This is a genomic window from Kaarinaea lacus (assembly GCF_975902315.1).
The window spans coordinates 1-8,999 of record NZ_CDLKIE010000253.1 but is presented as its reverse complement, the minus strand read 5'-3'; the positions used below and the strand labels follow the sequence as shown (position 1 = coordinate 8,999).

The 8,999-nt window shown below is 45.4% G+C and carries 7 protein-coding genes; 4 read left to right on the top strand and 3 right to left on the bottom strand.

What is annotated here, in order from left to right:
- On the top strand, window positions 1-782 hold a 782-nt coding region (gene htpX, locus ACWVCM_RS07855; RefSeq protein WP_455201179.1), incomplete at its 5' end, for a protease HtpX.
- Window positions 783-868: 86 nt separating this feature from the next.
- Here htpX and ACWVCM_RS07850 read toward each other — a convergent pair.
- The 3 genes from ACWVCM_RS07850 to epmB form a co-directional block, all read right to left on the bottom strand.
- A complete protein-coding gene (locus tag ACWVCM_RS07850; protein WP_455201178.1) occupies window positions 869-2,947 on the bottom strand; it encodes an EAL domain-containing protein in 2,079 nt (692 codons plus the stop codon).
- 76 nt (window positions 2,948-3,023) lie between these two features.
- Window positions 3,024-4,835, bottom strand: coding sequence for a hypothetical protein (locus ACWVCM_RS07845; protein ID WP_455201177.1), 1,812 nt, complete (start codon window positions 4,833-4,835; stop codon window positions 3,024-3,026).
- A 447-nt stretch (window positions 4,836-5,282) separates the two neighbouring features.
- A complete protein-coding gene (gene epmB, locus ACWVCM_RS07840; RefSeq protein WP_455201176.1) occupies window positions 5,283-6,290 on the bottom strand; it encodes an EF-P beta-lysylation protein EpmB in 1,008 nt (335 codons plus the stop codon).
- Between the two features lie 69 nt (window positions 6,291-6,359).
- Here epmB and efp point away from each other — a divergent pair, with 69 nt between their 5' ends.
- From efp to ACWVCM_RS07825, 3 genes are all read left to right on the top strand, one after another.
- Window positions 6,360-6,929 (top strand): elongation factor P, encoded by a 570-nt coding sequence (gene efp, locus ACWVCM_RS07835; RefSeq protein WP_455201175.1) that lies wholly within the window; start codon window positions 6,360-6,362, stop codon window positions 6,927-6,929.
- Window positions 6,930-6,970: 41 nt separating this feature from the next.
- Window positions 6,971-7,963: an EF-P lysine aminoacylase EpmA gene (epmA, locus tag ACWVCM_RS07830; RefSeq protein WP_455201174.1), complete on the top strand. Its 993-nt coding sequence runs from the start codon at window positions 6,971-6,973 to the stop codon at window positions 7,961-7,963.
- A 499-nt stretch (window positions 7,964-8,462) separates the two neighbouring features.
- On the top strand, window positions 8,463-8,795 hold the full coding sequence (locus ACWVCM_RS07825) for a PilZ domain-containing protein (protein ID WP_455201173.1): 333 nt from the start codon (window positions 8,463-8,465) through the stop codon (window positions 8,793-8,795).
- Window positions 8,796-8,999 lie beyond the last annotated feature (204 nt).

The following is an 8,999-nucleotide window of genomic DNA, read 5'->3' as shown; positions in this document are numbered from 1 at the left end:
TCGACCTGGATATCAATAGCCTGTTAATTTTTGCCGCCGTGTTTGGCTTTGGCGGTTCTTTCATTTCCCTGGCGATATCCAAATGGACAGCAAAACGTTTTACCGGAGCACGAGTAATTGAGTCACCCGCAAATTCCACGGAACAATGGCTGGTGAGCACGGTAAATCGTCAGGCGCAACTGGCTGGCATTGGTATGCCGGAAGTGGCCATTTATGATGCGCCGGATGTCAATGCGTTTGCGACAGGCATGTCACGCAACAACGCCCTGGTAGCGGTGAGTACTGGCTTGTTACGGCACATGACTCAAGAGGAAGCCGAAGCGGTACTGGGTCACGAGGTTAGTCATGTTGCCAATGGGGATATGGTAACACTGGCGTTAATACAGGGAGTGGTGAATACTTTTGTGATTTTCCTGTCCCGTGTTATCGGACACGTTGTTGATCGTGTAGTATTTAAAGTAGAGCGAGGACATGGTCCGGCTTTCTGGATAACCGCCATCATTGCGGAAATAGTATTAGGTATCCTGGCCAGTATGATTGTTATGTGGTTCAGTCGTCGACGTGAATTTCGAGCTGATGCGGGCGGTGCCCATCTCGCCAGTCGCGAGAAAATGATTGCTGCACTGGAACGATTGAAAGGTTCTGTTAACCAGCCTCATTTGCCAGATCAACTGGCGGCGTTTGGAATTAGCGGTGGATTAGGTTCGGGTATCAAGCGCCTGTTTATGTCACATCCACCCCTGGATGAACGTATCGCTGCGCTGAAACAGTCGATATCATAAAACTAAATCTTGTTAGTCGTAAAATTTGCGTATATAAAAAACCGGGTACGAGCCCGGTTTTTTTATGTTTCGTAAAGCTTGCCAGCCTAGTCTTCGGCAGTGAAATCATAGTTCATTGTCTCATCCGGCTTCTGCAAGTAGTGCCCCTGAATGAAGTTCACGCCGTGTTGCCATAGTATCGCCAGGCAAGTGGGATCCTGAACATGTTCCGCAATTGTATGCGTGTTGCCTTCCTGCGCCATAGCGGCAATATCTTTTACGGCTTCCTGCGCATTATCACTGGTGGTTAGTGTTTGAATATGGTCGCCGGATATTTTGATATAATCCAGTCCCAAACTGGGAATATGTTTGTTTACATTGGGATCATTGCTGACATGAGTTAGCGCCACCATGCAATGCAGTTGTTTTAATCCCTGAGCCAGTGTTTTGGTGGATTTTAAATTGTGGAGTAGCGTTTGTTCGGTGACCTGGAAAACAAAGCTGTTGCCATGCAAACGGGACGCTTTTAACAGCTTGCTGATCCAGGTTAATAGCGTCATGTCAGCCACGCTATCGGATGCCAGTTTAACGAAAAACTGGATTTCCTTTCCGTCACGGCGTTTTTCCAAAGCGGCTTTAGCCGTGTTTTTCATGACCCATTTGTCCACTTCAGCCATCAACTTGGCGTTTTCTGCCGGGCCAATGAATTCAGCCGGTTCAATCAGATTTCCATCACTGCCTTTCATACGTAACAGTACTTCGTAACGTTCGCCGGGCTCCGCGTGCAGACTCACGATAGGCTGGTAATGCAAAACAAAGTCATTGTTCTTCAGTGCCAGCTTAATGCGTTCAACCCAGGCTCTATCTTCTTCCAGGCTGGCGAGCTGGTCGGCGATAGTGTGAACATGAATCTGGTTGCCACCCTGGCTTTTAGCCATGCCGCAAGCGGCTTCAACCTGACTCATTAATGTTCTTGCATCAGGAGAGGTTTCAGTAACCGGATTGATACCAATACTACAGGTTGTCGTTACGGTCTTTCCTTCAACCTCGAAAATATGCTGTTCAAAAAGCTTGCGAACTTTCTCCATGGTTTTCTGGATTTGTTCTATAGGCAGTTGAGAGAATAAGGCAGTAAAAACCGTGTCCGCAAAGCGTGCAATGATTGCATAGCTACCCAGATTTTCCTTCAGCAAGTTCGCCATGTCCGTAATTACAATGTCACTTCCCGCGATACCAAGTGAGTCCTTGATTTTTTTGAAATCATCCGGCTCCAGTGACACCAGTACGGAGTCACCCTGACCTTTTGATGCATTTTTTAACGCATCTTCCAGCTCTTCCATGAAAAACTGTCCATTGTACAGACCGGTTAATAAATCCTGTTTTTTCATTTGCTCGAGTTGAGCTTCAAGCTCACGGTTATCACCCTGTTGATGGATGATCACCTGGGTACAGGGTTCGCCTTCAATGCTGGCGGACGAAAATGACATGGTCGCATTAAACTGTTCGCCGTCATGCCGTTGTGCATTGAATTCGAATTGTTCGTGGGGTGTTTCTCCCTTGCTTAACGTGCGGAGTAATTCCTTGAAAGCTTGCTGGTGTTCTGAAGCTATCATGTCCATGATAGGTATAACTTCAACTTCTTCTATGTCATCGTAGCCAAACAACTCCAGGTAACTTTGATTGACATAAATGTGCATGCCCTCGTGGATATAGGCGATGGCATCTTTGGAGCTTTCGATGAGCGCTCGGTTACGTTTTTCGCTTTCCACCAACATGGACTTGGTTTCACGCTGGTTTCTGCGTTCACGTAAATTATTGAACTCCCTTTCGACAACAATCTGAAACAGTTCCTGCTCTTCGGCGGGTACACAAAAGGCAGCCCCATTACGCATATTTTCCAGAATCACCTGATTGTCGTTGATAGGGCCAAACACGATACAGGGAATATCTTTTCCGGCCGCCTTTATACATTCCATGGCTTTAACCGATGTATAGTCGCCTACCTGGGGTGCGGCAATCAGCAGATCCCAGCCTTTTTCCTGGATAGCGGCTAACAAATCTTCCTCATCTTCCACATGTTTGGAGCGCACCGCATAACCCGCATTACGGAAGGTGCTCGCCAGTACTTCCGCATCATGGGATGATTCGACGAGAATGAGAAGGTGGATGACCTTTTCTTTATCCACAATTTACTCCTGATGTACCGTTATGTTTTTTCATTCTTAGTTTGTTTAGCTATTCATTCGATGGACTGGATCAAGATTATATGAGTGTCCATACTGAATCAAAATTTTTGGCGGGCTCTGCTTGCTGATCAGAAACCAGACCGATGACTTTTTGTACATTAAACTCAAATTGGTTAAATTCGCCTGTAGTTTCAATAATCTTGGTTAGATGAATTTTAATTTTAAAGCCAAGTTTGTTGACGAGTATATCTTCGCCAACTTTAAATGATTTTCCGGCAATGAGTGTGACAGGTTGGTGGCGCGGCTTCATCGGTGGCAATAGCAGAGCGCGTTGAAATTTACCCTGTATATTGCGCTGGTGATACAGGCAAATTGCCACAGCATCTGCAGATGGCGCAATTTTCTGGATACCAAATTCAATACCTTTGTCAGTGTTTTTCAGGCGCCGAATAATTCCAATATCGATTGCTTCTTCTTTTTTGACTTTATCATTGCGAATACCAATGAGTTCTCCAACCTGAACCTTGGTGGGATTCGCCTCTTCTTTTAAATTGCCAAACAGGCAATAGCCGTTAGCACTTTCATTAATGTTGTTACAGTGCACAGCATGAAAAGACTTGTCCGCCGGTGTGAGGGCTGCTTTGCCTTGTTGCCAGAGTTTCAGGTTATAACTGTCTCCCAGTTTTTTATTGGTAAAATCATCATCCCAGATGTCAGAACCTGCACTATCAATACTGCTGATGCCAAACAGTGGCGCGGTATCAAAGTGAGCACCTGAATCAAAACGAAGGTCATCCTTGTCCAGTAATTCACCGAAATCGGGTACCTGGTCAGCTGCCACAGACTGGATTAATGAGGCGTAGGTGCCTTTTTCAGCCAAAATCGTATGCAGTTTCTGCATATTGCTGATCATGAAATGAGTGGCATTAATGCCAACGCTGACGGTCAGTTGATTATCCTTCGTTGTTCGTGAGAACAGGCGTTTTGATTTGCCACCCCAGGTAATAATAAGCAGTCGAATGACGTCCGCTGGCAGGTCGTAGATACTGGTATTCTGATCTATTCGCGAGGGCTGGCTAACCACCAGATCGCTAATGTGATCTACCAGCGCAGTAGAATCCAGCGTTCGCGTATAGACATGGTTAATTGTAGTGTCCACAAAGTAGTATCCGGGTGCGTAATCATTGTTTTGCTTGATTAAAACGTGTCCAGTTTTTTCTTCATATTGTTCCGCGGGTAAAATCTTGCAAAGTTTGCTCCAATCTCCCAGCGCTTTGACCACTTTCTTTGTATCTGGCTGGCGCAGGCGAAAAGGGGACAATAGTCCCAATAAGACAATGTCGATGTATATTTCGCCAATGCTGATGCGAGGTATTGGTCCTCTGGCATCAATGTCACGAGGCACGATATGAGTCAGTTGATTGTCTTCTGCATATAAATAAAGCTGGTGAATGTGCAACCAGGTATTTGATGGCGGGTCGGTATAAATTTCGTAAGCTGTTAACAGGATCTGATACAAGTAATACATCGCTCGGCAAATCATTCCCACGGTAGACCTGGTGTTTAATAAATTCAGTTTTTTGGTCCAAACCTGGTCAATGAGAATCTTGTAGCCAAGCGCCAGCTCACTATAAAGCTCCATACATATTGTGGCGATTTTCAGGTCTTTTTCTGCAATCGGTAAAATCTGGTTGGCGTAATGACGCGAAAGACTGCCAGCAATATCGTGGATGTGGGGTGTTAATAATTCTAGCAGTCGCCAGCGGTCTCTGGCCGGGATATTCAAACGATTGGTTTCTTTGAGGACGTGATAAATACGTCGCGCGCACTCGCCGGTATCACCCATGGGTAATTCCTGTAACCATGCGTCGATTTTCCGCGGGCGCATATCAAAGCTGTCCGAAGCAGGCGCCGCTAAGTCCGGAATATTTAATAAGCCTTTTGGTCTGGTTGTAACCATCGATTATTTGTATGCGATTTACGCAAATCTGCCAAATCCTGACATTGGAACCAGGTTTCGTGCACTTTGATATCTTCAGTTAAAATTTTTTAAAACAAGGCGTTGCGTGCATTGCCCAGCGTCGACCGCGGGTCATTCATACAGGCCCCCACCGGCTTTGGCGTCTGGTCTTAAACTCGGGATTTGCTATGCGCAACACGTCGTATCTTACGGATATTACGACATTTTTTGTTATAAACTTTAATGAATTCCTGATTTCTCAGGTATTTATGTAATTATAGTCGCTGTTATGTGAACACATGGTGACAAATTTACCAGGGCATCGCAATACAATGTACTGAGGCTAAACCCGCAAAGCGTTGTTGAGCTCTTTGTCTATAGCAGGGGTGTTTTATTGGGTTTGCCCGACACTTCCCTCACCAATCGAGGAACCAGGTAACCAGGTAATTGTTGGCGAAGTTCATCAATAAAGTGACAGGCGGATTGGTCGGGAACGGCAAAATGCGCTGCGCCACTTACTTTATCCAGTTGATGCAGATAGTAGGGAAGAATATGCGCATCGAACAGGGCGTGACTTAACTGGTGCAATGCCTTGGTGCTGTCGTTAACACCTTTTAAGAGAACTGACTGGTTGAGTATGCTTGCTTGCGTTTTCTTTATCGCCGCCATGGCACACTTGACGTCATCGTCAATCTCATTGGCATGATTAACATGTACGACCAGGACGACGTTAAATCGCGTTGCTGCGATCCATTGTAATAAATCCGGATTGACGCGCTGTGGTAACACTATGGGCAGGCGCGTGTGGATGCGTAATGTTCTAAGATGTGCTATTTGTTCCAGATCGCTAACCAGGTTTGCCAGGCGATGATCAGAGAGGGAAAGTGGATCACCGCCACTTAAGATTATTTCGTTAATCTCAGCATTTTTCTCTAAATAGTCTATTACTGCTGACCAGTTGGTCTGCAATGGGTTTGAGTCCGTATAGGGGTAATTACGCCGAAAACAGTAGCGGCAGTGGATACCACAGGCGCCGGTTGTGACCAGTAATGCCCGTCCATGGTACTTGTGTAACAGTCCCGGTGCCTGTTGTGCTTTCAGGTCGCCAACCGGGTCATGACTGTAACCTGGTGCATTTTCGAGTTCATCGCCTAATGGCAGGATTTGTCGTAGTAAGGGATCGTCGGGATCGCCCTTTTTTATACGATTGATATAACTGAGTGGAACCCGTAGCGGGAAGGATTTGGCAGCGCTTATTGCGTTTGGCAGCAATTGGTCCGGTAATTCCAGGATTCTCAAGAGTTGATCAGGGTCTCTAATAGCTTGAGACAGACTATTTTTCCAGTCATAACCCTGCAAAATTGGCACGGATAGCGGTATCATAGGCGTCTTTTTTGGAAGGCAGTACCTTTCAGTAATTATTTGCGACTATGTTCCCAAATCGAGGACCAAATGGCTACATATACTACCAATGATTTACGCTCCGGCATGAAACTGATGATTGACTCGGCACCCTGTGCTGTTGTGGATGTTGACTTTGTTAAACCCGGTAAAGGACAGGCGTTTGCGCGTGTTAAAGTCAGGAATCTTCTGACCGGACGCGTTGTAGAACGTACTTATAAATCTGGCGAATCTGTCGAGTCAGCCGATGTTATGGACACCGAAATGCAGTACCTCTATAACGATGGCGAGCAGTGGCATTTTATGCACCCTGAAACCTATGAACAGCTCGCTGCCAATAAAGACGCTATTGCCGATGCCGCAAAATGGTTAAAAGAACAGGATATGTGCACGGTGACCTTGTGGAATAACGACCTCATCGCCGTGGTGCCACCTAATTTTGTAGAATTACAGATTACCGAAACAGATCCCGGTGTGCGAGGCGACACCGCCAGTGGTGGAGGCAAACCCGCGACCCTGGAAACAGGTGCGGTAGTAAAAGTCCCGCTTTTTGTTGAGCAGGGCGAAGTTATTAAAGTCGATACACGAACTGGCGAGTACGTGGGTCGCGTTAAGGAATAATCCAACGACCGTACCCGTCGTTTACGCTCTTCTATTTCTACATGGATCACTCTTCAGAAAATCAAAGCTGGCAGCCAAAAGCCGGCTTTGATTCCTTACGATTGCGTGCCAGGCTTTATCAGTCGATTCGTGAATTCTTTGCGCAACGCGATGTACTGGAAGTCGATACTCCAAGCTTATCAATCGCTGCGACCACTGATCCCAATATTCACAGTTTCAATACTGTTTTTCATCAAGGTGAAGCATCATCGGGGCAAGATTTGTTCTTAATTACATCGCCTGAATTTCATATGAAGCGATTGTTAGCCGCAGGGAGTGGTTCAATTTATCAATTGTGTCATGTGTTTCGTCAATCGGAGTTGGGTGCTCAGCATAATCCTGAATTTACCATGCTGGAATGGTATCGCGTTGGAATGGATTACCGAGAGTTGATGAAAGAAGTCGCCGAGCTCGTAATGATGCTTATAAACCGTGAATTGAACGCACCGGAATATCTGACATACCAGGAGGCGTTTCAACGTTATGTCGGAATCGATCCATTAACGGCAAGACTGGATGAATTACAGCAATTGGCTCAACAAGCCGGATTTTCAATACCTGTTCATGATCAGGATGACAGGGATCTCTACCTGGATTTTTTAATGTCACACCGGATTCAACCCAGGTTGGGGGAGGGGCGCTTGTGTTTTGTTTATGAATACCCAGCTTCTCAATGTGCTCTGGCCCGAATTGCGCCCCAGAATGAGCAGGTTGCAGAAAGGTTTGAATTGTATGTAGAAGGCAGAGAGCTGGCGAATGGATTTCATGAGCTTGCCAACGCGGAAGAACAACTGAGCCGTTTTCAGAAAGAGCAAAATAGGCGAGAGGCGCAAGGTGCTGGATCCGTTGTAATTGATCAACGCTTAATCGATGCACTGTATGCCGGGTTGCCAGATTGTTCAGGCGTTGCGCTAGGTATAGATCGATTAATTCAATTTATCGATGCTAAAGAATTTTTGAATGACGTATTGGCCTTTCCCTTCAATCGTGCTTAAATAAAAGCAGATCTAACAGAATATTTTTGTTCTTCTGTCAGTAGATTCAGGTAGTAACTCTTCGCTGGTTTCAAACCAGCATTCAAAGATATTTATCTTCTTATAAAATTGGCTTTGTGTCGGTTTTATTAACAAAATGTGATCAAGGTGTGATTTCTGATTCCTATGGATTGATATTCTTGTCTTATAGGTCCTTGATTCGTTGGCAGTGTTTTAGTTGTATCCGGGATTTGGCTTGGTTATTGCTGGTATTTGGTGTCTGAAGAGAATTTGTCTCTGAAGATATGGAGTCCCACCATAACGAGAGTCAGGCCACAAGGGAACTGTTGGCTATCGTGGGCTAACACAGATTTCAATTAGGCATATTGCAGTAATTGATGTAGTGATAGTCTTTTCTCAACCTTATGGCAGCGATAATAACGGATTAACGTTGTTGTCATATTGGCTCAGGACACATAGTTTCTTTTTCACCCGAACAGAAGCTTGTCCAGGGGGTTTTATGGAAAATCGTTGGAGTGATCGCAGAGAGTTGCGGTTAGATGTCGACGTATTTCGAGATGGCGAAAAAGTTTGCACTTGCCAGTCGAGAGATGTCGGCCTCGGTGGTGCTTTTCTGGATTTGGAACTGGCTCATTCCATTGGACAGGATGATAACGTCGAACTAGTGTTTCACCTGCCGTCAGGGCAAAGACTGGTAAAACATAACTTGCACGCGAAAATCGTGCGAGTGACTAATGAAGGAATAGGGTTGAAATTTCACGAGTTTGACACGGGCGTTTTTCGCTCACTTCAGGAGATCATGAGCTATAAAAATCTGGATCAAGTACATTAGTTCGTTAACAACAACACTTTCTCCTATCCATAATGTTAACGAATGACCGCAGCACGTCGCGACTGTTCACAATTTATTAAATCAATAAAAAACATCTCATAAAATTATCACACCTGAACTATCCGCGAGGTTCAGGACTGGTTAGCATTGCGTGGCGATTTTTATTCCCATCTGCACGCTGGCATTGGCTTGAACGTTAGCGTC